Raw genomic sequence first — 24,783 nt, forward strand, 5'->3', positions numbered from 1 at the left:
GGATGTCAGAGTAGTGTGATGATATGGTAAAATTATTGAAGTTTTTCATTCGGGAGTATTTGGTGTCACAAGTTGCCTTACTAGCATTAGAAGATGGGAAGATTTTTCATGGAAAATCTATTGGCGCTAATGGTGAAACTTTAGGCGAAGTGGTGTTTAATACTTCAATGACGGGTTATCAAGAAATTTTAACCGACCCATCGTATGCGCAACAAATCGTTGCACTAACTTATCCACATATTGGTAATACAGGCACCAATCCAGTTGACGAAGAATCAGATAAGATTCATGCAGCAGGTTTAATTATCCGTGATTTGCCTTTAGCGGTAAGTAACTGGCGCTCAAATATGTCTTTAGGTGCGTATTTAAAACTAAATCATATTGTTGCCATTAGTGATATTGATACACGCGCACTAACACGCCACTTACGTAAACAAGGCTCACTTAGAGGCTGTATTGTTGTGGGCGATGATATTGACCAAGACGCAGCCATTGCCAAAGCTCAATCGTTTGCTGGTCTTAAAAATATGGATTTGGCAAAAGTGGTTTCAACCACTCAGTCGTATGAGTTTAATCAGGGTTCTTATTCGTTAGAAAATACCAAATTTAATGAGCTAAATGCTAAATTTAAAGTCGTGGTTTATGACTTTGGGGTGAAGAAAAATATCTTAAGAATGTTGGTAGATAGAGGATGTGCATTGACTATTGTTAATGCACAAACACCAGTGGCTGAGGTATTGGCAAGCAATCCTGATGGTGTATTTTTATCTAATGGGCCGGGCGACCCTGAGCCGTGCGATTACGCCATTAAAAATATTCAGGTTTTGTTAGAAAAAGATGTGGCGTTGTTTGGTATTTGCTTAGGGCACCAATTATTATCTTTGGCAGTTGGTGCAACAACGCAAAAGATGAAATTTGGTCATCATGGTGCTAACCATCCTGTGCAAGATTTACACACCAAGCAAGTGATGATTACTTCTCAAAACCATGGATTTTCAGTATCAGAGGACAATATACCCAATGATTTAGAAGTGACACATCGCTCGTTGTTTGACAATTCTATCCAAGGTATTAGTGTTGTTAATAAAAAAGCATTTGGCTTTCAAGGGCATCCTGAAGCCTCGCCAGGACCGCATGATATGAGTGGTTTATTTGATACATTTATTAAGGAGATGAGCGAATGAAAAAATTATTAATGAGTTTTTTGTTGTTGGTATTTGGTGCAACTACTATGGCTGAAGATGTTGATCCATTTGAGGCGTCAAATAGAGCAGTTTTTGAGTTTAATCAAACCTTAGATGAAAATGTTTTTGAGCCTGCAGCTAGAACTTATAAAGAATCTGTACCTGAAACAGCGCAAAACCGAGTCAGTGATTTTTCCTCTAATTTAGATGATATTACCACACTGGGTAATGAAATTTTGCAGTTTGAATTATTTGACAGTGTGAGTACGTTTGGTAGGATTTTAGTGAATAGCACCATAGGATTGGCTGGCTTGTTTGATGTTGCTAGTGATATTGGGCTAGAAAAAACCGATGAAGATTTTGGTCAAACAATGGCAGTGTGGGGCGTGCCAAGTGGCCCTTATGTGGTTTTGCCAGTTTTAGGTCCATCAACCATGCGTGATTCAGTGGGTATTTATGTTGATATTACTGAAAATGTTGATGTAACCAAGGGATTAAATACCACTGAAGAAACAGCATTATTACTCACCAGAGCCGTTGATACTAGAGTCAAATTATTGCCAGCAACGGATTTACTTAAAAATTCAGACGATGTTTACATTGCAACACGCTCTTCTTATTTACAAAAGAGACAATTTGATATTCTTGATGGCAATCCGCCTATTGAAGATGATGATTTCTGACCTAATTTAAAGCGCAACACTAATGCCAAAAAGACAAGACCTTAAAAGTATTTTAATTATCGGCGCTGGACCTATTGTGATTGGTCAAGCTTGCGAGTTTGATTATTCTGGTGCGCAAGCCTGCACGGCACTGCGTGAAGAGGGATATCGTGTTATTTTGGTTAATTCCAACCCAGCCACCATCATGACTGACCCGAAAATGGCGGATGCGACTTATATTGAGCCAATTGAGTGGCGTACGGTTGAAAAAATTATTGAAACAGAAAAGCCCGATGCGTTATTACCGACCATGGGCGGGCAAACCGCACTTAATTGCGCACTAGATTTAGAGCGTCATGGTGTGCTTAAAAAACATAATGTGGAAATGATTGGTGCTACAAAAGAAGCCATTGATAAAGCCGAGGATCGTGATTTATTCCGTGAGGCGATGTTAAAAATTGGTCTTGATATGCCTAAAGCCGCTGTGGCTCATAATATGGAGCAAGCACACGCTGTACAAGAAACAGTCGGCTTTCCAACTGTTATCCGCCCTTCATTTACCATGGGTGGTAGTGGTGGTGGCATTGCTTATAATAAAGAAGAATTTGTTGAAATTTGCGAACGAGGTTTAGACCTCTCACCGACTAATGAGCTTTTAATTGAAGAGTCTATTCTTGGTTGGAAAGAGTTTGAGATGGAAGTGGTGCGTGACAGTAAAGATAATTGTATTATTATTTGCTCAATTGAAAATCTTGACCCTATGGGCATTCACACGGGCGACTCGATTACTGTTGCACCTGCACAAACACTAACTGATAAAGAATACCAAGTGATGCGTGATGCTTCATTAGCAGTACTTCGTGAAATTGGGGTTGATACAGGTGGCTCAAACGTGCAATTTGCGCTTAATCCAGAAGATGGTCGTTTAACCATTATTGAGATGAACCCACGTGTGTCTCGCTCATCAGCATTGGCATCAAAAGCAACAGGCTTTCCTATTGCTAGAGTGGCTGCAAAACTAGCCATAGGTTACACTTTAGACGAACTTGATAATGAAATTACGAATGGTAAAACACCCGCTTCTTTTGAGCCAAGTATTGATTATGTAGTCACTAAAATTCCAAGATTTGCCTTTGAAAAATTTCCCAAAGCGGATGACCGTTTAACCACGCAAATGAAGTCTGTGGGCGAAGTAATGGCTATTGGCTCAACCTTCCAAGAATCTTTACAAAAAGCATTAAGAGGGCTAGAGACCGATAAGGTCGGATTAGACCCTATTGTTGATTTGAACGCTGATGATGCGCGCAATAAAATACGTTCTGAGTGCATTTCAGCTCGAGGCGAACGCATTTTCTATTTGGCTGATGCCTTTAGATTGGGCATGAGTGTTGAAGAGGTGTTTGATTTGTCTAAAGTTGATCCTTGGTTTCTAACGCAAATACAAGATATTGTTTCAACTGAGTTGCAAATTAATGGCACAAATATCACTGATATTGATGCTGACAAAATGTTTACCTTGAAGCGTAAAGGTTTTTCTGATGCGCGTTTGGCACAATTATTCTGTTGTAGCGAGTCCTCAGTACGTGAGCGTCGTCGTGCACTTAATATTAAACCTGTGTTTAAGCGAGTGGACAGTTGCGCGACAGAATTTGACACCCAGACTGCTTATTTATATTCAACTTATCAACTTGAGTGCGAAGCCAATCCAACGGATAAGAAAAAAATTATGATTTTGGGTGGCGGGCCTAATCGTATTGGGCAAGGCATTGAGTTTGATTATTGCTGTGTGCATGCGTCATTAGCGTTACGTGAAGATGGGTTTGAAACGATTATGGTAAATTGCAACCCTGAAACAGTCTCAACTGACTATGATATTTCAGACCGCTTGTATTTTGAGCCCTTGACTTTAGAGGATGTTTTGGCTATTGTTGATATTGAAAACCCAGATGGCATTATTGTGCATTATGGTGGTCAAACGCCACTTAAATTGGCTGATGCATTAGAAAAAAATGGTGCTAAAATTATTGGCACAACGCCAGATGCTATTGATTTGGCTGAAGATAGAGAGCGTTTTTCTAAAATGTTGCAAGAGTTAGAACTTAAGCAGCCACTAAATGGTACAGCGCGTTCATTAGAACAAGCACAAGATATTGCAGATGCAATTGGTTTTCCATTAGTAGTTAGACCTTCTTATGTACTTGGTGGTCGGGCGATGGAAATTGTTTATGACAAAGACAGTCTTGAGCGTTACATGCACACAACAGTTCAAGTATCAAACGATTCCCCTATTTTGTTAGATTCGTTTTTAGACCATGCCATTGAAGTTGATATTGATGCAATTTGTGACGGTGAAGATGTGGTGATTGGTGGTATTATGCAACATATTGAGCAAGCAGGCATTCATTCAGGCGATTCTGCTTGTTCACTACCCCCTTATTCGCTAGCCAGTGACGTATTGGATGAAATGCGTACTCAGGTTGTTGCTATGGCTAAAAAAATAAACGTGGTTGGTTTGATGAATACTCAACTCGCCTATCAAGATGGTGAGATTTATATTATTGAGGTTAATCCACGCGCTTCACGCACAGTGCCTTTTGTGTCTAAAGCAATTGGCATACCACTGGCTAATATTGCTGCACGTGTGATGTCAGGTGTGTCGCTTAAAGCTCAGAATTTTACCAAAGAGATTATTCCCAAGCACTTTAGTGTCAAAGAGGCGGTATTCCCATTTAATAAATTTTTAGGCGTGGACCCAATTTTAGGCCCTGAAATGCGTTCAACAGGCGAAGTAATGGGCATCGGCAAGGATTTTGCCTCAGCTTTTGATAAGGCTCAATTAGCAACAGGCAGTCGTGCACCAGAAAGTGGCAAAGTATTTGTTAGCTTGCGCAGGCTTGACCGTAACGAGTTGATTGCTTTGGGTAAAAAATTATTAGCACAAGGCTTTAATTTGGTTTCAACGCGTAGTAATAGAGACATGCTAAATGAAGCTGGACTTGAGTGTGAAGTGGTCAATAAAGTATCAGAAGGATCGCCTCATATTGTTGATATGATTAAAAATGATGATATCGATTTGATTATTAACTCAACTGAAGACACCCAAGGCGTGGAAGATGCTACAGCAATTTGTTGCCAAGCATTGGTGCATAAAGTGCCATTTACTACCACAGTGGCAGCTGCATTTGCCATGCTAGATGGTCTAAAAGTCAACAATAAACTCACCATAACCAAACTTCAATCACTACACTCATAATGGAAAATATACCAATGACCGTTTTTGGTGCCAAAGCACTAGAAGCGGAATTACTTAAACTTAAAGATGTTAGTCGCCCCCGCGTTATTGAAGATATTGCCACAGCGCGCGCTCATGGTGATCTTAAAGAAAATGCTGAATATCATGCCGCTAAAGAAGAGCAAAGCTTTATTGAAGGTCGAATCAAAGAGGTCGAATCAAAACTTTCTCGTATGCAAGTGATTGATGTTGCTAAACTTAACCAAGATGGCCGCTGTGTTTTTGGTACTACTATTACTCTAATGAACATTGAAGATGATAGTGAAACCACGTATCAAATTGTGGGCGAAGATGAGGCTGATATTGCACTTGGTAAGATTTCGTGTCATTCACCAATCGCCAGTGCATTAATGGGCAACGAAGAGGGTGATGAGGTCACAGTGAAAGCGCCCAAAGGTGATATTATTTATGAAATACTAAGTGTTGAATATATTTAAGATTTTTTAAATTGTGCTACAATAATCACAGATAGGAAAAATATTATGAAAGACAACCAACGAATTACAACTGTTGTTTTATTAGCTGCTGGCACAGGGGCTCGCTTGCGACCACTGACTTTTGGATGCACCAAAATGTCTTACTATTATTAATAGACAAACCTATTTTACAACACTTAATTAGACACATTTCGTATTCAAGGTGTTAAAAAAATAATTATAGCAACGGGCTATTTAGAGCACCGCACTCGTGAATATTTAGAGCAACATGCTGGCGATATAAAAATAGAATATATTTTTAATGCTGATTACCAAATAACCAATAATATTTATTCTTTGTGGCTGACTAGGCAAGCCATTCAAGAGGATTTTATATTAGTGGAAAGTGATTTGGTATTTGATGCTAGTCTTTTGGATAAAAAAGATGTATCCAAATCGGATTTGCATCATCAAATATTTTACCATGGATGAATGGTACAACAGTGTCGTTAAATGATGATAATAAAGTGAATATATTTCACATGTCTGCTAATATTTCAAACAACTCACATTGTAAAACCGTCAATATTTGTAGTTTATCTTTAGATAGTTGGTACAAGGTGCTAGATAGATTGGATAATTATATTTCTGCAAAAAATCTCAACACTTATTATGAGGCTGTTTTTACAGACTTGGTAGCAAAAAAGACCCTATCCTTTGAAGCTATTATGTTTGATGAGAAAAAATGGTATAAAATTGATACCATTGAAGATTTAGAGGTAGCAGAAGAGCTTTTTAGTCACTAATGAGATATTTTTGTTTAAAAATATAGCCAATGTTGTTTCAATCTTAGGTGTTCTACCTTTGACTTCATTGTATCTAGATGGTGGGTATCAGTATTTACTTCCACTGATTCTTGACCCTGTAAACCAGATTGTGTAAAGCCCTCGTTAAAAATCAGACATAATCCTTTAATCTATCCTCATGCAGGATTATAAACTAATTCACTGCTTGTGACCAATTTCTAATTGGCATCGTCCATTTCTTACTGGCTGCTTCAATGGCCAAAAAGACAACTTTAAAAGCAGAATCATCGTGATTAAAAATCTTTCTATTCTTGATAGATTTACGAATCACTGAGTTTAAGGATTCAATGGCATTGGTGGTATAGACTGCCTTTCTAATGGCTTCAGGATAAGCAAATATTGTTGCTACATTATCCCAATGACGTCGCCATGATTTGGCAATGCTTGGGAACTGTTTACCCCACTGGTGTTCAAACTCATCTAATGCGAGTAAAGCCTCATCTTCACTGATGGACTGGTAAATTTGTTTAAGACTACTGGCAACCTGCTTTCTGTCTTTGTAACCCACATATTTAAGGGAGTTTCTAACCATATGCACAATACACCGTTGAACATTCTGTTCAATACCCCCTTGAGGGGGGAACACTAGATTATGCCAAACTCATGGTGCATGAGAATTACACCAATAAAAAAAATCATGATAATATCAGGAGCTTGCTCCTCAGCAGTTAGCAGATGGAGAAAACAATACCTAGCAGAGCTTGGTGGACAAACACCAGAGTCAGGCAAAGCGCTGACTTCTGAACAACAAACAATACAACTGCTTGAGAAACAACTTTGGCGCGCACAAAGGGACAATGAAATCTGAAGCATGCCCTTGGCTTTATGCTTGGTTTCTTGCAATTCTTGTTTGGCAATAGAGTCAAACACAATGCCTGCCCCTGCCCTTAAAGTTAATAGATTATCTTGTTTACTAATGGTACGAATAAGAATGTTAAAATCCATTTTTCCGTTACTACTAATATAACCCAGCGATCCTGTATAGGCTTGGCGCGGCATCTGTTCAAGTTCTTGAATAATTTGCATACAACGAATTTTAGGGCAGCCAGTGATGGTGCCGCCTGGAAATAATGCACTGATTAGGTGCATTCTAGTTCTTGTCCTCATTAAGCATTTTTTTAGATTGGTGCGTGGAAAATCATTGTCCATTATGCCAATCAACTGATTAAAAATACTATTTTAAGAACCAAGATTCAGGCTATTTTATTTACGCTCAATGTGAGTTAGTTTTTGCACCTGTTGAATATCATTTAAGTGGTATTCAAGAAAAATCTAGGTACGATTTACATCAAAACAACCCCTAAGATTTACATTATCGACAGTTTCTATCCAAAGTTTTCAATCCAGTATTAAAACACATTCCAGCAAATGCTATTGGGCTTGATTTTGGCTCTGGTCCAGGTCTACACTCTCTGTTATGTTTTCAGAGCAAGGACATCATGTGGATTTGTTTGATAAGTTCTATGCAAACAATCCCTTAATTTTTAATAATCACTATGATTTTATTACCTTAACTGAAGTAGTGGAGCATTTTGACAAGCCTGGATTTGAGTTAGATAGACTTTTTGCTATGTTGAATGATGATGGTGTCTTATCCATTATGACCAATATGCTAAATAGCGACACCAATTTTGAACACTGGCATCATAAGAATGATCCAACGCATATCTGCTTTTTTAGCCAAACGACTATGAATTACCTTACCAATAAATGGAGCGCAAAGGTTAGATTTTATGGTGATGATGTTGTTTTGTTCTTTAAATAAAATTCAAGTAGCCAGCTTATTTAATTTAAGCGTATAGTTATAAAATATTTTATATAAATAAGAAAAAAACTGATGAAAAAAATTTGGATATTTATAGCATTAAGTGGCGCTTTAGCAGTGACAATAGGCGCAATGTCAACGCATATTTTAAAGGATATTATGCAAGCAGAAGATATTACACGCATACAAACAGCGGCAACTTACCAAATGTACCATACTTTAATGATTGCAGCATTAGTTGTGTGTTCGCAGCGTATTTCATTTAAGTCTATTGATCAAAGCATTTGGCTTTTTATAGCAGGTATTGTACTATTTTCAGGTAGTTTGTATTTATACACTTTGACCAAACTACATGGCTTTGTTTTTGTTACACCGGTAGGTGGTGTGCTATTGATACTTGGTTGGTTAAGCGTGGCAAGGCTTGCTTTTGTTTGTGCCAAACTAAAATAACACCCGCCTGTTTTAATCTTTATCTCTGTAAAAAAGATAATTCCAGTATATTGGATTCTTACCTGTCATAATTGTTGAATATTTTTTACCCAAGGATGGAATGATGCATCGTTATTTTTTAGCAATTAGCTGTATTTTTATACTGATTAACACTCATGCTGATATTGGCATTATTAGTGGTAATCAAATGCTAGAATCAGTTAATAAGCAAATTATCAATACTAACACAGATGAATTAAAAACCATTCTTGATACTGACCTAAATGTGGTTTTGATAGATGTACGTACACCTTTTGAATTGGCTAAATTAGGTACAATTAAGCGTGGTTAAAATATAAATATTGCCAGAGGCTGGCTAGAGTTTCGAGTGGGTGATTATGTTAAGTCGAAGGACACACCAATTATTGTTTACTGTGGAAAAAACCTACGCTCACCATTAGCCAAAAGACCTTATAGAATATGGGTTATACCAATGTTAAAAATTATGCTGATGGCTATTTTGCATGGAAAAAAGCGTCTTATCCCGTCAAAATTAGTGATTATGAAACAAATAATATTTTATATAGAAAGCCCATTCAAATTGCTAAAAATCTTTATTCTGCTATTGGCGCCACTCAGCCGCCTACTTATGAAAATTCAAATCATAATAACAATTTATCATTCATTGTAACAGCAGATGGCGTTTTGGTGTTTAATGCAGGTGGCAGCTATATGCATGAACAGATTAAAAAAATTACGCCTCAACCTGTCAAATACGTAGTGCTGGAAAACTCACAAGGGCACGCTATTTTGGGCTCAAATTATTGGAAAGAACAAGGGCGACTTTAATCGCATATACTAAAGCTTACAAAGAAATACAGCACAGATCTGAAGACATTTATGTTCGTGCATTAAGAACGCAAAAAGATAAAATGATTGGCACAAAGGTTATTCTTCCTGACCAAACTTTTGAAGATAAAATGATTTTAAATATGGGTAATACCACCATTGAATTATTGCGCCTTGGTGCTTCTCATTCGCCTGATGATATTCAGCTTTGGCCCCCCCAAGTAAAAATTGTTAATTAGTGGCGATATGGCATTTAATGAACGTATGTTGCCAGTGTTTGTTCATACTAATACGACTACTTGGATTAAAGCTTGAAGCCTTGCAGCCTAAAATTATTGTCTCAGGACATGGCGCACCAACAGACTTAGCAGGCGTTACTAAATTTACTAAAGATTACTTGGTTTATATGCGCACTCAAGTTAGCAAAGTATTAGATGATGATGGCAGTTTGCTTGATGCTTATCATACTTGACCAATCTGCTTATCAAGATTGGGGTACCTATAACGAATTGCATAAACAGAATGCTGAGCGTATTTTCAAGCAAATGGAATTTGAATAATAATCTTGTTTTATGATGAAACTAGCGCCAAGTAAGATTGGTAGCGCTTCTGGTGAATTTTGCCTGATTTGACTGCTGATTTAATTGCGCATTTTGGCTCAAAAATATGAGCGCAGTTTCTGAATTTACAAGTATTAATAAGCGGTTTAAATTCTTTAAACCCGTTTAAAATTTCTTGATTGGTAAGTTCATCTAATTGAAATTCACGAATGCCTGGAGAGTCAATTAAATCACCACCTGAAGGGATGTGATAAAGTGTGGTGTTAGTTGTCGTATGCTTACCAAGTTTGCTTTTGGCAGATATTTCGTTAACACGTAAATTTAAATTAGGTATTAACTCATTGATTAGTGAAGATTTTCCCACGCCAGATTGGCCTAAAAAAATATGGGCCTTGTTGTTAAGTTGAGTTTTAAGTTGATTAATGTTGATTTGTTTTTTAACACTTAAATAACTTACCGAATAGCCAATATTTTCATACATAGAAAAATCAAATTTAATTTTTTTCATATCACTTGCCAGCTCAATCTTATTGACGACTATATTAATAGGCAATTTTGCATTTTCAGCCACCACTAAATAGCGATCAATTAATTCAAACTGATAATGCGGTTCAATGGCAATTACTAACCACAGTTGGTCGATATTGGCAGCAATGAGTTTGTGTGCACGATGAAGTTGATTATGACGCTCAAGCAGGGCGGTGACAATGCCTTGATTGGACTGCGTTATCTGAAAGATGACTTGATCGCCAGCAACAGATAAGTCAATATTACGCCTAGCAGTGCATTGATATAACTCGCCTGATTTTGATTTGACTAATAAACGTTGTCCATAGCGAGTGATGACCAAGCCTATTTGTGCTTTATCAGAATTAAGGGGTAATTCTTCAAAATTTTCTGAGGCTTTGTTTGCCCTAGCAATACGCTCAGCTTGAATTTTTTCAAGTCGCCACTTTTGACGGCGTGTTAGAGACAAAGCTGTGTGCTATTTTTTGAACTTATAATATTCATTATTTAAATGATCCACAACTGATTTTTCCTCATCAGGAAACCAATCAATGCTAAATGCACTGACACAATTACTCACTTGGCGACGTAACTCAAAATGATTGTGTAAACGCGAATTGTCCCGTGTGTAAAAAGCATCATCATGTTCAATAATATGGCAAGCAATACAAGATTCATTGTGTAATTCTTTGCCTTCTTCATTGGCAAATGAAACACTTGATGCGATTAACATTGTGCTTAGCAATAATTGATTCATAAACTTCTCCTCTAGTTGGTTTTTAAGTATACCGTTTATTACTTATAAGTCTTAAGCTGATTAATCCGAATTGACGCACTTGGATGAGAGTCATGAAAAGCAGAGTATAAATAATCTGGTGTGAGGGTTGCGGCATTATCTTTATATAACTTCACTAGCGAAGATACTAAATCATCTGCATTAGCATGTTTAGCGGCAAAGGCATCGGCTTCAAACTCATGCTTTCGTGATAGATAATTATTAACAGGTGCAATGAAAAAACTAAATACTGGCATGGTTAGTGTAAACAAAATAAGAGCTATATGATTTGATGGATGGCTAATACCAAGCCCATGAAAAAACCAATCTTGATTAATCAAATAACCAAGCAATGCTAAACCAAGCAAGGAAATTGTAAATGAACTAATCATGTGCTTTTTGATATGTTTATGATGAAAATGCCCCAGTTCATGAGCAAGAATTGCTTGAACTTCATCATCATTCATGCCTTTAAGTAGCGTATCAAAAAACACAATGCGCTTATTTTTACCAATGCCTGTAAAGTAGGCATTGCCATACGATGACCTTTTAGACCCGTCCATTACAAACACGCCATCACTTTGAAACCCTGTGCGTTTGAGTAAGTTGTCAATTTTAGTTTTTAACTCAACATTACCTAGTGGCTTGAATTGATTAAAAATGGGCGCAATATAAGTGGGATAAAGCCAAAACATCAATAGCGAAAATCCGGTGAGAACCAGCCAAACATAAATCCATCAGTATTCACCCATAGCGCCCATTAAATAAAGAATGGTACAAATCAGTGGTAAGCCAACAATACAATACTAAAGAATTATGAGCATTACTCAAACTTCCTCGCAGTAGTTATTACTATCAAGTCAAAGATAAGCGAGTAAACAACAACACCAACGCTATGATTAAATTAATCAAACAAACTGCTATTGAAGTTGGATACACCTATGGCAAACGCAGAATGCGAGTAGTTTTGAATAACCAAGGTTATAACATTGGTATTTACCAAACTGCAACGCTAATGAAAAAAGCCAATGTAGTTGCCATACGCCCAAGAAAGCGTCATTATTACCCTAATACTAGATTGATGTTTAAAAAGGCAAAAAACCTATTAAATCGTGTGTTTGAGCAGCAATCAATTAATACGCATTGGGTTGGTGATATTACCTATATCAAAACCTATCAAGGTGGGAGTTATTTAGCCAGTGTGTTGGATTTAGGCTCAAGACAAGTTGTTGGTTGGGCATTGTCAAAACAGCCTAATGCTCAGTTGGCAAAGGATGCGCTTAGTAATGCTGTGTCTAGACACCAGCCCAATACAAATAAACACATGTTCCACTCTGATCAAGGGACTCAATACTCTTCTAAAGTTTTTATTGATTATTGCAACAAGAACAACATTACTCAAAGCATGAGCAGGCGAGGTAATTGTTGGGATAATGCGGTCATGGAGCGTTTCTTTAGAAGTCTGAAGACTGAGAGATTAAATTATCAAAGTTTTGCAAATCATAGTGAAGTCGTGCAAAATGTAGAGGGTTATATCTACTTGTATAATTACAAAAGGATTCATTCAGCGATTGGGTATTTAACACCTGCTCAAAAGATGGCTGAATTGAAAAAAGCGGCTTGAAATGTGTCCAAGTAGGTTAGAGCATTGCAACCATCATGGATACTAGAAGAGAAAGTCTATTATCCGAATACTTACAAAGGCGACAATTGGCTTTTAACAGATGCGACTAATTGTGCCACGCCCAAGTGATTATAATAACCTTTGTGGCGTTCATATCAATAGTAGCGTGGCAAATAAAATGTTTTATTTGTTATCTGTGGGCGGTGTTCATAATGGTGTTGATGTTACTGGTATTGGCATTAGCAATGCAATCAAAATTGCTTTAAATGCTAATAAAAACCACTGGCCACGAAATAGTACTTTTCATGCCGTCAAGGTGGGCATGATTAGTACTGCTTCTGGTTATGGCGATACTGAAAGATGGGGTTGATATGCAAGAACAGGTTAGACTGGCTTGGGAGGCAGTTGGTGTGACTGATGATAATCAATAAAATTATTTATTTTTAAGTGCTAGGCGAATAATATCTTCGGTGGAAAGTGTTTTGTCATTGATGACAGCCAACATCCTTTCAGACTCTTTGGCTTTAAATCCAAGTGCTTGTAAAGCGGCTGATGCTTGCTTAATATTGGAGTTTGTATTAGGATTTGTTTTAATATTTTGATGATTTTGACTGCTCAATTCTAGTTTTTCTAAACGGTCTTTAAGCTCTACAATGAGTTTTTTTGCTGTTTTTTTACCAATACCTGGCGTTTTGGCCAGTAATACATCATCTTCATCAGCAACAGCATTCATTAATGAGATAATATCAAGGTGAGATAAAATAGCCAGCGCTACTTTGGGGCCAACACCATTGACTCTAATCAGTTCTCTAAATAAGGTTTTTTCATCTTTGAAGATAAAGCCATACAAGGTATGTGCATCTTCTTTAATTGATAAGTGAGTGTATAACGAAAGCTGTTTTTCATCACCCATTGCATAAAAACTGGACATTGGACATAGAATTTCATAGCCAATACCACTCACCTCAAGCAAGATCTCAGGCGGGTTTTTTTCTAAAACGATACCTGTGAGTTTACCAATCATAACCAGTTGTATTTATTAAAATAGTCTTTCTCAAAGGTTTTAATATCATCTGCATATTGCAAGGTTAAGTCAATATCATCAAGACCATTGATTAAGCGTCTTTTTCGTTCTGTGTCTATTTCAAAAAGATAAGTTTTATTATTCACATAGATACTTTGAGCATCAAGATTAATCGTTATTTCATCAGTTGAGGCAAACAATTCATCCATAGCATTGTTATCTTGCACAATAGGCAAAATACCGTTTTTAAAACAATTGTTATAAAAAATATCTGCAAAACTAGGCGCAATAATTGCCTTAAAGCCATAATCTTCTAACGCCCAAGGCGCATGTTCACGACTTGAACCACAACCAAAATTCTCTCGTGCTAGTAGTATTTTTGCACCTTGGTATTTTTCTTGATTCAACACAAAATCCATATTAAGCGGACGTTTAGAGTTATCCGTACCAACTTCACCATGGTCTAGGTAACGCCACTCATCAAATAAATTAACACCAAAGCCAGAGCGTTTAATAGATTTTAAAAACTGTTTGGGAATAATTGAATCGGTATCAATATTGGCACGCTCAAGTGGTGTGGCAATTGAAGTAAATGTGCTAAATTTTTGCATTATTCAACCTCTGAAAAATGACCAGAAATGGCACTTGCAGCTGCAATGGCAGGGCTGACTAAGTGAGTAAACGAGCCATAACCTTGACGACCTTCAAAGTTACGATTTGAGGTGCTTGCGCATCTCTCTCCTACTTCTAGTTTGTCAGCATTCATGGCTAAGCACATTGAACAGCCTGCTTCACGCCATTCAAAGCCACTGTTTATAAAAATCTTATCCAGCCCTTCTTCTTCAGCTTGTTTTTTAATCAGTCCTGAGCCAGGCACAACCAAGGCAAGTTTGATATTATTGGCAATTTTTTTATCTTTTAAAATACTGGCTGCAATACGCAAGTCCTCAATTCGTGAGTTGGTGCATGAGCCAATAAAGACTTTGTCAATTTTAATGTCTGATATTTTTGTATCAGCAGCGAGGTGAATGTAATTAAGTGCATTTTCCCAGCTAACTTTTTCAGTCTGATTTTTGGCGTTAGCAGGGTTGGGCACATACTCATCAATTGCTACTACCATTTCTGGAGATGTGCCCCAAGTAACTTGAGGTTTAATGTCTTTTGTATTAAAACGTACGACTTTGTCAAAGTGTGCATCTTTGTCAGAATGTAGTGTGTGCCAATATTCGACTGCTTTGTTCCATCTAGCACCTGAAGGTGCTAGTGGGCGACCTTTGACATAGTCAATGGTTTTATCATCAACGGCAACTATGCCTACACGTGCACCTGCTTCAATTGCCATGTTGCATAAGGTCATACGACCTTCAATGGATAAATCTTGAATGGTGCTGCCACTAAATTCAATTGCGTAGCCTGTGCCACCCGCAGTGCCAATTTGACCAATAATGTAAAGTGCAATGTCTTTTGCACTGACGTGCTTATTGAGCTTGCCACTGACTTCAATATTAAGGTTTTTAGATTTAGATTGCCACAAACAACCTGTGGCTAAAACATGTTCAACCTCGCTGGTACCAATGCCAAATGCTAATGCGCCAAGTGCACCATGGGTTGAGGTGTGTGAATCACCGCAGACAATGCTCATGCCTGGCAGGGTAGCGCCTTGTTCAGGGCCAATGACATGTACGATGCCTTGGCGAATATCGTTCATGGATATTTCATTAATGCCAAAAGTTTTGCAGTTCTTGTCTAGGGTTTCAATTTGCAATTTTGAGATAGGGTCGCTAATGCCACTAACGCCTGATGAGCGATTGGTTGTGGGTACATTATGATCAGGCACTGCTAAGTTGGCACTTATGCGCCAAGGTTTTCTGCTTGCCATTGCTAAACCTTCAAATGCTTGAGGTGAGGTTACTTCATGAATAAGTTGCCTGTCAATATAAATAAGTGCTGTTGAGTCATCTTTACGTACGACGTGTGCATCTATCAGTTTGTCATAGAGTGTTTGAGCCATTACTGATACACAATACTTGATAAAATATCCCATTTTACATTTTTATTAAACTTTATGTGCGGACTTTGTGGGCAGTTAAGATTTGACACTCAAGTAGTGAGTGGCGATGGACTTAAGGCAATGATGCAAAAAATTGCGCGTCGTGGTCCTGATTCTAGTGGTCTTTGGGTTGATGGTCATATTGGTTTTGGGCATCAAAGACTTGCTATTATTGACTTATCTGATCACGCTCATCAACCAATGATTGATAAAAATCTTGGTTTGGTTTTGGTTTTCAATGGCACGATTTATAATTATCAAGCTTTACGTCAAGATTTAACCAAGCAGGGTTATCAATTTTTCTCACATTCTGATACTGAAGTGATTATCAAGGCTTATCATCACTGGGGTGAAGATTGTGTCACGCATTTAGATGGCATGTTTGCTTTTTGTATTTGGGATAAGGCTCAAAACCAGTTGTTTGTTGCTCGTGATCGAATGGGGATTAAGCCGCTTTATTTTAATCTAACAAACCAAGCATTTAGTTTTGCTTCTAACATGCAGGCGTTAGTAACGCAAGGTGTAGATAAAAGTATTAATCCTATCGCCCTGCAGCAGCAACTTTCATTGCATGGTGTTGTGCCAGCGCCTAATACGATTATTAATGGCGTGAATAAAATTAAACCAGCAACCACGTTAACCATTAGCGTTAAGGGTAAAGTTGTTGAAAGAACCTATTGGCAGCCAAAGGCCATGCGCCCAAAAGAGGCATTGACAGATGAGCAGTTTATTCAGCGCACGCATGAACTTTTAACAGACAGTGTTTTAAAACGTATGAATGCTGCAGATGTGCCAATTGGCGTGTTACTTTCTGGTGGGTTAGATTCATCACTTTTAGTCGCATTACTTAGAGAAGCAGGGCATGAAGATGTGCGCACATTTTCAATTGGTTTTGAAGATATTGATGATGAGGCTGGGTCTGAATTTGAATATTCTGACCAAATTGTTGCCCAGTTTAAAACCCAGCATGAAAAATATGTCATTAGTAACTCACAAATACTGCTACGCCTTGGTGAGGCGGTTGCAAATATGAGCGAGCCAATGGTGGCTCAAGATGCAGTGGCATTTTATTTATTATCTGAACAAGTATCTAAGCATATTAAAGTGGTGCTTTCTGGTCAAGGTGCAGACGAAGCTTTTGCAGGTTATTTTTGGTATGAGCGCATGCAAGCGCAGACAGGATCTGAGATTGAGCGCTTTACCAAGCATTATGTGGATAGACCACATGAAGAGTATTTGCAAACGGTTAATCAGCAATATCACAGCGGCAATCACACTGAAACTTGGTTTCATCATGAATTTACTAAGGCAGGTGCAGATACGTTTATGGACAAAGTTTTCCGCACTGATATTACTCGTTTAGTGGTCGATGACCCTGTGAAAAGAGTAGATAACATGACCATGGCTTGGGGCTTGGAGGCGCGCGTACCATTTATGGATTATAAACTGGTAGAGCACGCTTTGAGTATGCCACCGAGTTTGAAAATGCTTAATAAAGGTAAGCACCCTCTTAAACAAATTGCCAGAGGCTTGCTACCTAATAGTGTAATTGAGCGTAAAAAGGGTTATTTCCCAATGCCAGCACTTAAATATGTGCGTGGTGAATTTTTAGACTTTATGTCAGACATATTAACTTCAAGCAAATGCATCAATCGTGGTGTGTTTAATCAGGCATTTATTGCCAAAGTAATCAATAAACCACAAGATTACATGACCGCACTTAATGGTTCACGTTTATGGCATTTAGCATTATTGGAATATTGGCTACAAATAAATATTGATGAATAAAATAATCATTTATACAGATGGCGGTTGCCGTGGTAATTCTGGCATTGGTGGCTGGGGCGTGTGGCTTAGATATGGCGATCATGATAAAAAACTTCAAGGTGCGCAACAAGATACCACTAACAATCGAATGGAGTTGACTGCAGCTATTAAAGCACTGGAGGCAATTAAATCTAGCGACATTGCCATTGATTTATTTACCGATTCTAAATATGTAATGACAGGTATTAGTGAATGGATTAAAAACTGGAAAGCCAAGGGTTGGAAAACTGCCAATAGAAAACCAGTTAAAAATATAGACTTATGGCAGCGCTTAGATGTGCTTAATAATCAGCACAATGTTGTTTGGCATTGGGTCAAGGGCCATAGTGGCGATAAGGGTAATGACATGGCGGATGCATTGGCTAATTTAGCCATGGATAAAATCAGTAATTGAGTTGAAATGTTTAATTAACAGTTGCTGATTTGAGTGATTAATAATTAGAATATTTAAATAGTCTTAAAAAAACTTGCAATCAAAAATAGTGATGGTATAACGGTAATTCTTGACTATTCAAATAGGAGATTGAGTGTGAGGAAATTAGTTATATTGTTCGGATTTTTTTTAAGCTTTAACGCTTTTGCCGATGCAAAAGACGGGGTGAAACCACTAAGTGCCAATCCTACAGAAGCACAAAGACAAGTCATTCGTGATGCTGCAAAAGATTCTTGTGATGGTCAAGAAGACGACCAACGTGAAGAGTGTGTCATGGACTATTTCGCAAATCACAATTTGGAAGAAGAACCTAGTTGCGATTAATCAATAAGAATTTTTAGTTTTCGCCATTTGGAAGACTATCAATAAAAAACTCGATAAAGAGTTATTTTTTATAATAAAGAGGAGAGGAGTATGAAACTTCAAACATTAGTAATTAGCGTTGCATCAGTAGCATTTTTAGCATCAACAGCAGTCACTGCCAAACAACCACAGTTGGTATTGTAAAAAATTGCAGGCATTTCACGTAATCAAGACAAAACGAGGCACCATTGTCCTGCGTTTGCAAAAACGTCTCGTCCTTGCCCGCCGTTTTGTATTCAGCCAGCGCATCCGTTTGCGCCAGCTGTCGTTGAAACGGTAACAGAGTTAGATGTTATTCACGCTGTACGTGATATTGCTAATGGTGGCGATAAGAGTGTCTTAGTGATTGATGCGCGTACACCAGGTTGTGGGTTAAGAAAGGTACAATTCCATTGGTTATGATTAATTCGCTTCAAGGTCGCAATGAAGATGCTTTTAGTTGGATGTTACGTGCCGCTCAGGAAAATCATACTACTGTCCAGAATAATATTGGATTGAGTTATCTACATGGGCTTGGTGTTAAAAAAGACAATGCCAAGGCATTTATTTGGTTTAAGCGATCTGCTGAACAAGGATTGCCTTATGCTCAAAGTAAGCTTGCCATGCTTTATTATCAAGGCAGGGGCGTTAAGAAAAATATACAAAAGGCATATGATTGGTGGTTAATTGCAGCCAAACAAGAAGATGAGTATGCGCAATTTAACCTTGCCTCGTTATTGTTAGAAAAAAATAAGGTCAAACAAGCGTATTATTGGTTTAATCAAGCAGCTAAGAACAATCATCCTGGCACTCAAGAGGCGTTGAAAAAATTAGGAGAGGTGTATGTTAAGTAAATATTTATTGGTTTTGATTGTGTTATTTTCTCAGATGAGTATTGCGTTTATTCCAAATATACCGCAATTACCAGAATTACCAATATTTGGTGATTTTAACCCGAACCAGCTTAGAAGAAATTTCAATGAATTTGTAGGTTCTGAGCCTGATTATGCGCGTGAAACACGCATAGTTTCTCAAATTGAAGACGCTGTTTTAGATGGGGAAGTTGAATACTTAAGTTTAAAAAATAAGCGTCAATTTTTTAGTATTTACATGCAAAGTGAGTTAGATAAATCCAAAGGCGGGGTGATTATTTTGCACAATCGTGGACAACACGCGAATTGGGGTGATTTGATTAAGCCACTTAGAGTTGGACTCGCAGAAAAAGGCTGGGATACTTTATCAGTACAAATGCCAGTATTGGATAAACAGGCAAAATATTACGATTATGTTCCTATTTTTCCATATGCTCATGAGCGTATAGAGGCAGCGATTAACTTTTACAAACGGCTCGGCATTGATAATATTATTTTAATAGGGCACGGTTGTGGCGCACATATGTCAATGAGTTATATTGATAAGTTTGGTGATGATAAATTTTCAGCTTATGTTGGTATTGGCATGGGTGCTACTGATTATAAGCAAAAAATAGTTAGGCCATTTCCATTGGATAAAATGCACATCCCAGTATTAGATGCATTTGCTGAAAATGATTTTGCTGGTGTTATTCGTCTTGCAAAATCCAGGAAAGCTTTAGTGGAGGCTGCTGGTAATACGCACAGTACACAATTAGTTATTAAAAATGCAGGCCACTATTATCAAGAACAAGGCGCGGTTAAAAATCTAACCAATCAAGTGGGTATTTGGCTTGATACGCTATAAATTTTTATACCTAAAGCCTTACAATAAACAAGCTTCATCTCATTTTAAAACAAGGTGAAGCTTGTCTAGGATTGCAAATAATCTAATTCTTGCTGAGAAAAATTAGCAAGCTTCCTGGTTTCAATATTAAAAGGGCCTCTAAGTTGATTGCCAATGTGTTTTTAACTAATTGGTCAAAGGTTTGTATTGGGTCTAAAAAGCGTTGTTGGCAGAGGACGTGAAACCAATAATTGCCAATTTTTACATGAGTTAATCTCATCAGCAAAAATAGTGTCTAAAATTTTTACCATGGCTTTAAAGTTTGAGTGTTTGAATTTTTTTTGAATATTTGGTGTGACATCCAACCCTCTAGCCTCAAGCACTCTGGGTACCAATGCCATTCTTGCTAATACGTCATAGTCGGTATCTTTTGTCATTTTCCACAAGCCATTGTGTGCCTGAAAATCACCATATTGATAGCCAATTTTAATTAAATAGTGATTAATCAAGCTAAAGTGCTGAGATTCTTCAAAAGCGACTTGTATCCAGTCTTGATAGAATTTACCTGACATATCTTTGAATCGATAAACCGCATCAAGGGCTAAATTAATGGCATTAAATTCAATATGGCAAATGGCGTGAATGGTTTTAATAAACCCCATGTCTGATTTATCTCGCTTAGGCACAGATTGAAATCTGACTAAAATGGGCTTTTCTGGCTTGCCAGGCGTGGGTATGGATTGTTGATGAAAACTTGATTGATAATCCAAAACTTGGTTGTTTTTAAAACCATTTAGTTGATTGACCAAATTGATTTTTTCATCAATTTCTGTACTCATTAATGCCTGATAAGCCAGTTCAAAGACGTTCATAAGCCCCCGGTTTTATATCGCCCAATTGCCAATTTGAGATCTAATTAGTCGCAGAGTTGGCAAGCCAACATGGGCTGTCATACGCCTAATTTGACGATTTTTGCCTTCGGTAATGGTTAGCTCAATCCAAAAAAAAAGAGGTGGGGATGTTCTTACGTATGCGTATGGGTGGTGTGCGATTCCACAGCTAATCTAGCTGATTGATAATTTTGGCTTTCGCAGGTTTGGTTTTACCGTCTTTTGATACGATGCCAAGCGTCAAGCTATTGATAGTAGTATTAGTAATATTGCCATCAACTTGTACAATATAGGTTTTTTCCTTGTCAAATTTTGGATTAGAAATTTTATGTTGTAATTTGCCGTCATCAGTTAATATAACCAAACCTTCTGAGTCCTTATCTAGCCGTCCAGTAGGGTAGATATCTTTAATGGCAATATAATCAGACAAGGTATTACCCCCACTAAATTGGCATAAAACGCCAAATGGCTTGTTAAATAGATAGGCTTTAGCCATAGACTTGTTTGGCCCTTGCTATGAATGCATCCAGTTGAGAGTTGGCAATTGAGGTAAAAATAGGCGATATGGCAATGCCTACCAGTTTTGATGAAAAGCCAAATTCTAAGTTGAGTTCAATTTTGCAGACACTATTACTTAGTTTTGTGAATATCCAAGCACCACTTAGATGTTTAAAGGGTCCTTCCTTCAGTTGCATATCAATTTTTTGATGGGGGGTTAACGTATTGATTGTTGTGAAAGTTTGATTAAAACTCCCTTTATTAATCTTAACCGAGGCTATGATTTGACCGTCAGATTGCTTTAAAATAGAAGCATCTGAACACCAATTAAGAAATTCAGGGTATTGATTAACCTGATTAACCAATTGATACAATTGTTCACAAGAATAGGCAACAATGGCATTTTTAGAAATATGATGCATGGCTAAAAATAATAATGGCTAAAAAAAATAAAAAAATAAAAACAAGTTCAAACACCATTGCACTTAATAAAAAGGCAAGACATGACTATTTTATCGAACAAACCTTAGAAGCTGGTTTAAGTTTAGAGGGTTGGGAGGTAAAAAGTTTGCGAGATTCTAAAGTCCAAATCAAAGAAAGCTATGTTATTTTAAAAAATAACGAGCTGTTTTTGTTTGGCGCACATGTTTCGCCACTTAAGAGCGCGTCAACACATGTTAATGCCGACCCTACTCGTACTCGAAAATTATTACTTAATCGTTTAGAGATTAATCGTATTAAGGACAAAATTAACCAAAAAGGTGCTACCGTTGTACCACTTAAGCTTTATTGGGGTAGGGGCAAGGTGAAATTAGAAATTGGCGTGGCTAAGGGTAAAAAATCTCATGACAAGCGTCAAGACATTAAGTCAAGAGATTGGCAAAGAGAAAAGCAAAGAGCGTTAAAAGAGACAAACAAATAAAGATTTTAGTCTTGATTGGTGATTATTTTTTTGTAAATTTGTAATTTATTAAGAAGAATACCTTTATAATCGAAAGGGCTAAATGCTGGATGGTTGGCACATAGATAGTTTTTATTTGCTTTTCATTCTCTACCTCCTTTTAATGGTCGACCTTTAGCATTTAGTACTTTTACAAATTAATTTTTCGAGGAGAAAAAAATGAACAAATCAGAATTGATCGATGCGATTGCATCAGCAGCAAACTTATCTAAAGCAGATACCTCTCGTGCATTAAATGCAACAACAGAGGCTATTACTGGCGCTATGGCCAGTGGTGACGGTGTACAACTTACTGGCTTTGGTAGTTTTGTTGTTAGAGATCGTGCAGCGCGCACAGGTCGCAATCCACAAACAGGTGCAACGATTCAAATCAAAGCATTAAAAGTGGCTGCTTTTAAAGCAGGCAAAGTATTAAAAGAGGCAGTTAATAAGTAAACTTATTAATTAATCTAAAAAAAGCACCTTTAGGTGCTTTTTTTATGTCTGAAATTTGGTAAAATACTCGCTTTATTTACGATTAGTGGAGATTTTTATGGAACGTACTTTATCAATTATCAAGCCAGATGCAGTTGCAAAAAACGTAATTGGTCAAATCTATTCTCGTTTTGAAGAAGCTGGTTTTAAAATTATTGCCAGCAAAATGATTCATCTTGATAATGATTTGGCAGGTGGTTTTTATGCAGTGCATAAGGATCGTCTGTTTTATGGTGAGCTGGTTGAGTTTATGACATCTGGCCCAGTAATGGTTCAAGTTTTAGAAGGTGAAAATGCTGTTGCTAAGCATCGTGAAATTATGGGCGCTACCAATCCCAAAGATGCTGAAGCTGGCACTATTCGTGCTGATTTTGCCAAGTCTTTAGATGAAAATGCAGTACACGGCTCTGATTCTTTAGAAAATGCCGCTATTGAAATCGAGTATTTTTTTGGCAAAGATGGTGTGTGTCCAAGAACTCGTTAGAGTTAGCACTTTCGTCCTTACGTTAAGCAAGGATTAATGCAAAAAAATGTATGAATAAACAAAACCTTTTAAGTCTTAATCAAAATGCACTGAATAATTTTTTCGTGGGTTTGGGTGAAAAACCTTATCGCACCAAGCAAATCATGAAGTGGGTTTATAAAGCTCATGAATTTGATTTTGATGAAATGCTTAATTTTAGCAAACCCTTAAGAGAGGAGCTAGGTAGGGTAGCTTGTATTGAGTTTCCTAAAGTTATTAAACAAAATTTTGCTCTAGATGGGGTCATTAAATGGGTATTGGCATTGGGTGGAGACAACCATATTGAGATGGTTTATATCTCTGAGAAAGACCGTGGCACGCTTTGTATTTCTTCCCAAGTGGGTTGCGCTTTGGCTTGTACTTTTTGCTCAACTGGTATGCAGGGGTTTAATAAAAATCTCACAACAGCTGAGATTATTGCCCAAGTATTGATTGCTAATCAGTATCTCAATCCTAAAGCTAAGCGCATTTCTAATGTTGTGTTTATGGGTATGGGTGAGCCTTTGTTAAATGAACATGCAGTGTATAACGCTTGTGATTTATTACTTGATGATTTGGCATTTGGTTTATCTAGGCGCAAGGTCACCATTTCTACCTCTGGCGTGGTACCAGCAATGAAGCGTATGAGCGAGCGAACTCCTGTGAGCCTAGCTGTTTCCTTGCATGCACCTGATGATCACTTGCGAGATGAACTAGTGCCTATTAATCAAAAATACTCAATTGAAGAATTGCTAAAGGCTTGCAAAGTGTATTTGCATGCTGGCACTCAGGAACGTCACATTTTGTTTGAATATGTTATGCTTAAGGGTGTGAATGATTCTACTGAACACGCTAATAAATTAGCAAAATTATTAAAAGGTATTTCAGCTAAAATCAACCTAATTCCCTTTAACCAATTTGAGAAAACTCAATATCAAACATCAAGTGCGCAGACCATTGAAAAGTTTCAAAATATTTTATATAAACAAGGTATTCGCACAATGGTACGCCGTACCCGTGGTGAAGATATTGATGGCGCTTGTGGTCAATTGGCCGGAAAGGTGTTAGATAAAACTAAAAGAGCTCATGCTAGAAAGCATTGATTACTACCCCAAAAAAAGCAAGAAAAAGCTTAAATTAAAATGGTGGATACCA

The 24,783-nt window shown here is 37.5% G+C and carries 29 protein-coding genes and 5 pseudogenes; 23 read left to right on the forward strand and 11 right to left on the reverse strand.

All coding sequences use genetic code 11. From position 1 onward, the window contains the following. Nucleotides 1-62 precede the first annotated feature (62 nt). The 5 genes from carA (at nt 63) to CVFO_RS03955 (ending at nt 6,360) form a co-directional block, all read left to right on the forward strand. Nucleotides 63-1,184 carry a glutamine-hydrolyzing carbamoyl-phosphate synthase small subunit gene (carA, locus tag CVFO_RS03935; RefSeq protein ID WP_201340270.1) on the forward strand — a complete coding sequence of 374 codons (1,122 nt, stop codon included), beginning with the start codon at nt 63-65 and terminating at the stop codon, nt 1,182-1,184. Continuing rightward, entirely contained in the window at nt 1,181-1,867 is a 687-nt protein-coding gene (locus tag CVFO_RS03940) for an MlaA family lipoprotein (protein WP_201340271.1), read from the forward strand. The genes carA and CVFO_RS03940 overlap by 4 nt, the downstream gene beginning before the upstream one ends. Before the next feature lie 22 nt (nt 1,868-1,889). Then, nucleotides 1,890-5,099, forward strand: coding sequence for a carbamoyl-phosphate synthase large subunit (gene carB / locus CVFO_RS03945; RefSeq protein ID WP_201340272.1), 3,210 nt, complete (start codon nt 1,890-1,892; stop codon nt 5,097-5,099). Continuing rightward, on the forward strand, nt 5,099-5,575 hold the full coding sequence (greA, locus tag CVFO_RS03950) for a transcription elongation factor GreA (protein ID WP_201340273.1): 477 nt from the start codon (nt 5,099-5,101) through the stop codon (nt 5,573-5,575). Before carB ends, greA begins: the two co-directional genes overlap by 1 nt. A gap of 521 nt (nt 5,576-6,096) precedes the next feature. Further along, a complete protein-coding gene (locus tag CVFO_RS03955; RefSeq protein WP_225879324.1) occupies nt 6,097-6,360 on the forward strand; it encodes a glycosyltransferase family protein in 264 nt (87 codons plus the stop codon). Between the two features lie 193 nt (nt 6,361-6,553). Here CVFO_RS03955 and CVFO_RS03960 read toward each other — a convergent pair. After that, nucleotides 6,554-6,982, reverse strand: a pseudogene (locus CVFO_RS03960) (transposase); the annotation flags it as partial. A gap of 41 nt (nt 6,983-7,023) precedes the next feature. Between CVFO_RS03960 and CVFO_RS03965 the strand changes: the two are divergent. Beyond that, nucleotides 7,024-7,225: pseudogene (locus tag CVFO_RS03965) on the forward strand (IS3-like element ISSde8 family transposase); the annotation flags it as partial. Here the strand turns inward: CVFO_RS03965 and CVFO_RS03970 are convergent. Then, a pseudogene (locus tag CVFO_RS03970) lies at nt 7,222-7,515 on the reverse strand (chorismate-binding protein); the annotation flags it as partial. The pseudogenes CVFO_RS03965 and CVFO_RS03970 overlap by 4 nt on opposite strands. A 346-nt stretch (nt 7,516-7,861) precedes the next feature. Here CVFO_RS03970 and CVFO_RS03975 point away from each other — a divergent pair. From CVFO_RS03975 to CVFO_RS04000, 6 genes are all read left to right on the forward strand, one after another. Further along, entirely contained in the window at nt 7,862-8,185 is a 324-nt protein-coding gene (locus CVFO_RS03975; protein ID WP_201340275.1) for a methyltransferase domain-containing protein, read from the forward strand. Between the two features lie 72 nt (nt 8,186-8,257). Then, nucleotides 8,258-8,635: a DUF423 domain-containing protein gene (locus CVFO_RS03980; RefSeq protein ID WP_201340276.1), complete on the forward strand. Its 378-nt coding sequence runs from the start codon at nt 8,258-8,260 to the stop codon at nt 8,633-8,635. A gap of 100 nt (nt 8,636-8,735) precedes the next feature. Further along, nucleotides 8,736-8,966 carry a rhodanese-like domain-containing protein gene (locus tag CVFO_RS03985; RefSeq protein WP_225879326.1) on the forward strand — a complete coding sequence of 77 codons (231 nt, stop codon included), beginning with the start codon at nt 8,736-8,738 and terminating at the stop codon, nt 8,964-8,966. A gap of 128 nt (nt 8,967-9,094) precedes the next feature. Beyond that, nucleotides 9,095-9,463 (forward strand): hypothetical protein, encoded by a 369-nt coding sequence (locus CVFO_RS03990; protein ID WP_201340278.1) that lies wholly within the window; start codon nt 9,095-9,097, stop codon nt 9,461-9,463. After that, entirely contained in the window at nt 9,439-9,702 is a 264-nt protein-coding gene (locus CVFO_RS08780; protein WP_225879327.1) for an MBL fold metallo-hydrolase, read from the forward strand. The genes CVFO_RS03990 and CVFO_RS08780 overlap by 25 nt, the downstream gene beginning before the upstream one ends. Before the next feature lie 38 nt (nt 9,703-9,740). Then, complete coding sequence (locus CVFO_RS04000) at nt 9,741-9,935, forward strand: hypothetical protein (RefSeq protein ID WP_225879328.1); 195 nt, start codon at nt 9,741-9,743, stop codon at nt 9,933-9,935. Between the two features lie 98 nt (nt 9,936-10,033). Here the strand turns inward: CVFO_RS04000 and rsgA are convergent, their stop codons facing one another. The 3 genes from rsgA to CVFO_RS04015 are packed head-to-tail and all read right to left on the reverse strand — an operon-like array spanning nt 10,034 to nt 12,000. Then, the gene (gene rsgA / locus CVFO_RS04005) at nt 10,034-10,999 is read right to left on the reverse strand and encodes a ribosome small subunit-dependent GTPase A (RefSeq protein WP_201340281.1); all 966 of its coding nucleotides are present in this window, start codon (nt 10,997-10,999) and stop codon (nt 10,034-10,036) included. 9 nt (nt 11,000-11,008) lie between these two features. Next, nucleotides 11,009-11,287: a hypothetical protein gene (locus tag CVFO_RS04010; protein WP_201340282.1), complete on the reverse strand. Its 279-nt coding sequence runs from the start codon at nt 11,285-11,287 to the stop codon at nt 11,009-11,011. Between the two features lie 38 nt (nt 11,288-11,325). Next, nucleotides 11,326-12,000, reverse strand: a complete 675-nt coding sequence (locus CVFO_RS04015; protein WP_225879350.1) for a M48 family metallopeptidase — start codon at nt 11,998-12,000, stop codon at nt 11,326-11,328. Nucleotides 12,001-12,140: 140 nt separating this feature from the next. Between CVFO_RS04015 and CVFO_RS04020 the strand changes: the two are divergent. Continuing rightward, a pseudogene (locus CVFO_RS04020) lies at nt 12,141-12,929 on the forward strand (IS3 family transposase); the annotation flags it as partial. Between the two features lie 100 nt (nt 12,930-13,029). Continuing rightward, nucleotides 13,030-13,299: a M4 family metallopeptidase gene (locus tag CVFO_RS04025; protein WP_201340283.1), complete on the forward strand. Its 270-nt coding sequence runs from the start codon at nt 13,030-13,032 to the stop codon at nt 13,297-13,299. Between the two features lie 63 nt (nt 13,300-13,362). Here CVFO_RS04025 and ruvA read toward each other — a convergent pair whose 3' ends face one another. From ruvA to leuC, 3 genes are read right to left on the reverse strand one after another with little or no spacing between them, the layout of a single operon-like run. Continuing rightward, complete coding sequence (ruvA, locus tag CVFO_RS04030) at nt 13,363-13,953, reverse strand: Holliday junction branch migration protein RuvA (RefSeq protein ID WP_201340284.1); 591 nt, start codon at nt 13,951-13,953, stop codon at nt 13,363-13,365. Further along, complete coding sequence (leuD, locus tag CVFO_RS04035; protein ID WP_201340285.1) at nt 13,950-14,564, reverse strand: 3-isopropylmalate dehydratase small subunit; 615 nt, start codon at nt 14,562-14,564, stop codon at nt 13,950-13,952. The genes ruvA and leuD overlap by 4 nt, the downstream gene beginning before the upstream one ends. Then, a complete protein-coding gene (gene leuC, locus CVFO_RS04040; RefSeq protein WP_201340286.1) occupies nt 14,564-15,964 on the reverse strand; it encodes a 3-isopropylmalate dehydratase large subunit in 1,401 nt (466 codons plus the stop codon). Before leuC ends, leuD begins: the two co-directional genes overlap by 1 nt. Nucleotides 15,965-16,018: 54 nt before the next feature. On the opposite strand from leuC, the gene CVFO_RS04045 reads away from it, so the two are divergent. From CVFO_RS04045 to CVFO_RS04065, 5 genes are all read left to right on the forward strand, one after another. Next, complete coding sequence (locus tag CVFO_RS04045) at nt 16,019-17,791, forward strand: N-acetylglutaminylglutamine amidotransferase (protein ID WP_201340287.1); 1,773 nt, start codon at nt 16,019-16,021, stop codon at nt 17,789-17,791. Further along, nucleotides 17,784-18,224: a ribonuclease HI gene (gene rnhA / locus CVFO_RS04050; protein ID WP_201340288.1), complete on the forward strand. Its 441-nt coding sequence runs from the start codon at nt 17,784-17,786 to the stop codon at nt 18,222-18,224. The genes CVFO_RS04045 and rnhA overlap by 8 nt, the downstream gene beginning before the upstream one ends. A 135-nt stretch (nt 18,225-18,359) precedes the next feature. Continuing rightward, nucleotides 18,360-18,587, forward strand: a complete 228-nt coding sequence (locus tag CVFO_RS04055) for a hypothetical protein (RefSeq protein ID WP_201340289.1) — start codon at nt 18,360-18,362, stop codon at nt 18,585-18,587. A gap of 437 nt (nt 18,588-19,024) precedes the next feature. Further along, nucleotides 19,025-19,459, forward strand: coding sequence for a tetratricopeptide repeat protein (locus CVFO_RS04060; RefSeq protein WP_201340290.1), 435 nt, complete (start codon nt 19,025-19,027; stop codon nt 19,457-19,459). Continuing rightward, a complete protein-coding gene (locus tag CVFO_RS04065; protein ID WP_201340291.1) occupies nt 19,449-20,324 on the forward strand; it encodes a DUF3530 family protein in 876 nt (291 codons plus the stop codon). The genes CVFO_RS04060 and CVFO_RS04065 overlap by 11 nt, the downstream gene beginning before the upstream one ends. 173 nt (nt 20,325-20,497) lie before the next feature. Here CVFO_RS04065 and CVFO_RS04070 read toward each other — a convergent pair whose 3' ends face one another. From CVFO_RS04070 to CVFO_RS04080, 3 genes and pseudogenes are all read right to left on the reverse strand, one after another. Continuing rightward, complete coding sequence (locus CVFO_RS04070) at nt 20,498-21,175, reverse strand: ferritin-like domain-containing protein (RefSeq protein WP_225879329.1); 678 nt, start codon at nt 21,173-21,175, stop codon at nt 20,498-20,500. Nucleotides 21,176-21,187: 12 nt separating this feature from the next. Then, nucleotides 21,188-21,689, reverse strand: a pseudogene (locus tag CVFO_RS04075) (pseudouridine synthase). Next, nucleotides 21,682-22,113, reverse strand: a complete 432-nt coding sequence (locus tag CVFO_RS04080) for a type II toxin-antitoxin system RatA family toxin (RefSeq protein WP_201340292.1) — start codon at nt 22,111-22,113, stop codon at nt 21,682-21,684. Before CVFO_RS04080 ends, CVFO_RS04075 begins: the two are co-directional and overlap by 8 nt. 14 nt (nt 22,114-22,127) lie before the next feature. Between CVFO_RS04080 and smpB the strand changes: the two genes are divergently transcribed. From smpB to rlmN, 4 genes are all read left to right on the forward strand, one after another. Beyond that, on the forward strand, nt 22,128-22,613 hold the full coding sequence (gene smpB / locus CVFO_RS04085; protein WP_201340293.1) for an SsrA-binding protein SmpB: 486 nt from the start codon (nt 22,128-22,130) through the stop codon (nt 22,611-22,613). A 198-nt stretch (nt 22,614-22,811) separates the two neighbouring features. Then, complete coding sequence (locus CVFO_RS04090) at nt 22,812-23,087, forward strand: HU family DNA-binding protein (protein ID WP_201340294.1); 276 nt, start codon at nt 22,812-22,814, stop codon at nt 23,085-23,087. A gap of 91 nt (nt 23,088-23,178) precedes the next feature. Beyond that, nucleotides 23,179-23,610, forward strand: coding sequence for a nucleoside-diphosphate kinase (ndk, locus tag CVFO_RS04095; protein WP_201340402.1), 432 nt, complete (start codon nt 23,179-23,181; stop codon nt 23,608-23,610). Between the two features lie 50 nt (nt 23,611-23,660). Then, complete coding sequence (gene rlmN, locus CVFO_RS04100; protein ID WP_201340295.1) at nt 23,661-24,731, forward strand: dual-specificity RNA methyltransferase RlmN; 1,071 nt, start codon at nt 23,661-23,663, stop codon at nt 24,729-24,731. Nucleotides 24,732-24,783 lie beyond the last annotated feature (52 nt).

Source organism: Isorropodon fossajaponicum endosymbiont JTNG4, from assembly GCF_016592615.1.
Classification (GTDB): Bacteria; Pseudomonadota; Gammaproteobacteria; order PS1; family Pseudothioglobaceae; genus Ruthia.

Excerpts from the sequence above, each read along its gene's own strand:
- CVFO_RS04060 (WP_201340290.1), top strand. The coding sequence starts at position 19,025 with ATGATTAATTCGCTTCAAGGTCGCAATGAAGATGCTTTTAGTTGGATG.
- smpB (WP_201340293.1), top strand. The coding sequence starts at position 22,128 with ATGGCTAAAAAAAATAAAAAAATAAAAACAAGTTCAAACACCATTGCA.
- CVFO_RS04010 (WP_201340282.1), bottom strand. The coding sequence starts at position 11,287 with ATGAATCAATTATTGCTAAGCACAATGTTAATCGCATCAAGTGTTTCA.
- rlmN (WP_201340295.1), top strand. The coding sequence starts at position 23,661 with ATGAATAAACAAAACCTTTTAAGTCTTAATCAAAATGCACTGAATAAT.
- leuC (WP_201340286.1), bottom strand. The coding sequence starts at position 15,964 with ATGGCTCAAACACTCTATGACAAACTGATAGATGCACACGTCGTACGT.
- CVFO_RS03990 (WP_201340278.1), top strand. The coding sequence starts at position 9,095 with ATGGGTTATACCAATGTTAAAAATTATGCTGATGGCTATTTTGCATGG.
- CVFO_RS04025 (WP_201340283.1), top strand. The coding sequence starts at position 13,030 with ATGCGACTAATTGTGCCACGCCCAAGTGATTATAATAACCTTTGTGGC.
- CVFO_RS03955 (WP_225879324.1), top strand. The coding sequence starts at position 6,097 with ATGTCTGCTAATATTTCAAACAACTCACATTGTAAAACCGTCAATATT.
- CVFO_RS04015 (WP_225879350.1), bottom strand. The coding sequence starts at position 12,000 with ATGTTTTGGCTTTATCCCACTTATATTGCGCCCATTTTTAATCAATTC.
- carB (WP_201340272.1), top strand. The coding sequence starts at position 1,890 with ATGCCAAAAAGACAAGACCTTAAAAGTATTTTAATTATCGGCGCTGGA.
- CVFO_RS03980 (WP_201340276.1), top strand. The coding sequence starts at position 8,258 with ATGAAAAAAATTTGGATATTTATAGCATTAAGTGGCGCTTTAGCAGTG.
- CVFO_RS03940 (WP_201340271.1), top strand. The coding sequence starts at position 1,181 with ATGAAAAAATTATTAATGAGTTTTTTGTTGTTGGTATTTGGTGCAACT.
- CVFO_RS04045 (WP_201340287.1), top strand. The coding sequence starts at position 16,019 with ATGTGCGGACTTTGTGGGCAGTTAAGATTTGACACTCAAGTAGTGAGT.
- CVFO_RS04070 (WP_225879329.1), bottom strand. The coding sequence starts at position 21,175 with ATGAACGTCTTTGAACTGGCTTATCAGGCATTAATGAGTACAGAAATT.
- leuD (WP_201340285.1), bottom strand. The coding sequence starts at position 14,564 with ATGCAAAAATTTAGCACATTTACTTCAATTGCCACACCACTTGAGCGT.
- CVFO_RS04080 (WP_201340292.1), bottom strand. The coding sequence starts at position 22,113 with ATGCATCATATTTCTAAAAATGCCATTGTTGCCTATTCTTGTGAACAA.
- CVFO_RS04065 (WP_201340291.1), top strand. The coding sequence starts at position 19,449 with ATGTTAAGTAAATATTTATTGGTTTTGATTGTGTTATTTTCTCAGATG.
- rnhA (WP_201340288.1), top strand. The coding sequence starts at position 17,784 with ATGAATAAAATAATCATTTATACAGATGGCGGTTGCCGTGGTAATTCT.
- CVFO_RS03985 (WP_225879326.1), top strand. The coding sequence starts at position 8,736 with ATGATGCATCGTTATTTTTTAGCAATTAGCTGTATTTTTATACTGATT.
- ruvA (WP_201340284.1), bottom strand. The coding sequence starts at position 13,953 with ATGATTGGTAAACTCACAGGTATCGTTTTAGAAAAAAACCCGCCTGAG.
- CVFO_RS04090 (WP_201340294.1), top strand. The coding sequence starts at position 22,812 with ATGAACAAATCAGAATTGATCGATGCGATTGCATCAGCAGCAAACTTA.
- greA (WP_201340273.1), top strand. The coding sequence starts at position 5,099 with ATGGAAAATATACCAATGACCGTTTTTGGTGCCAAAGCACTAGAAGCG.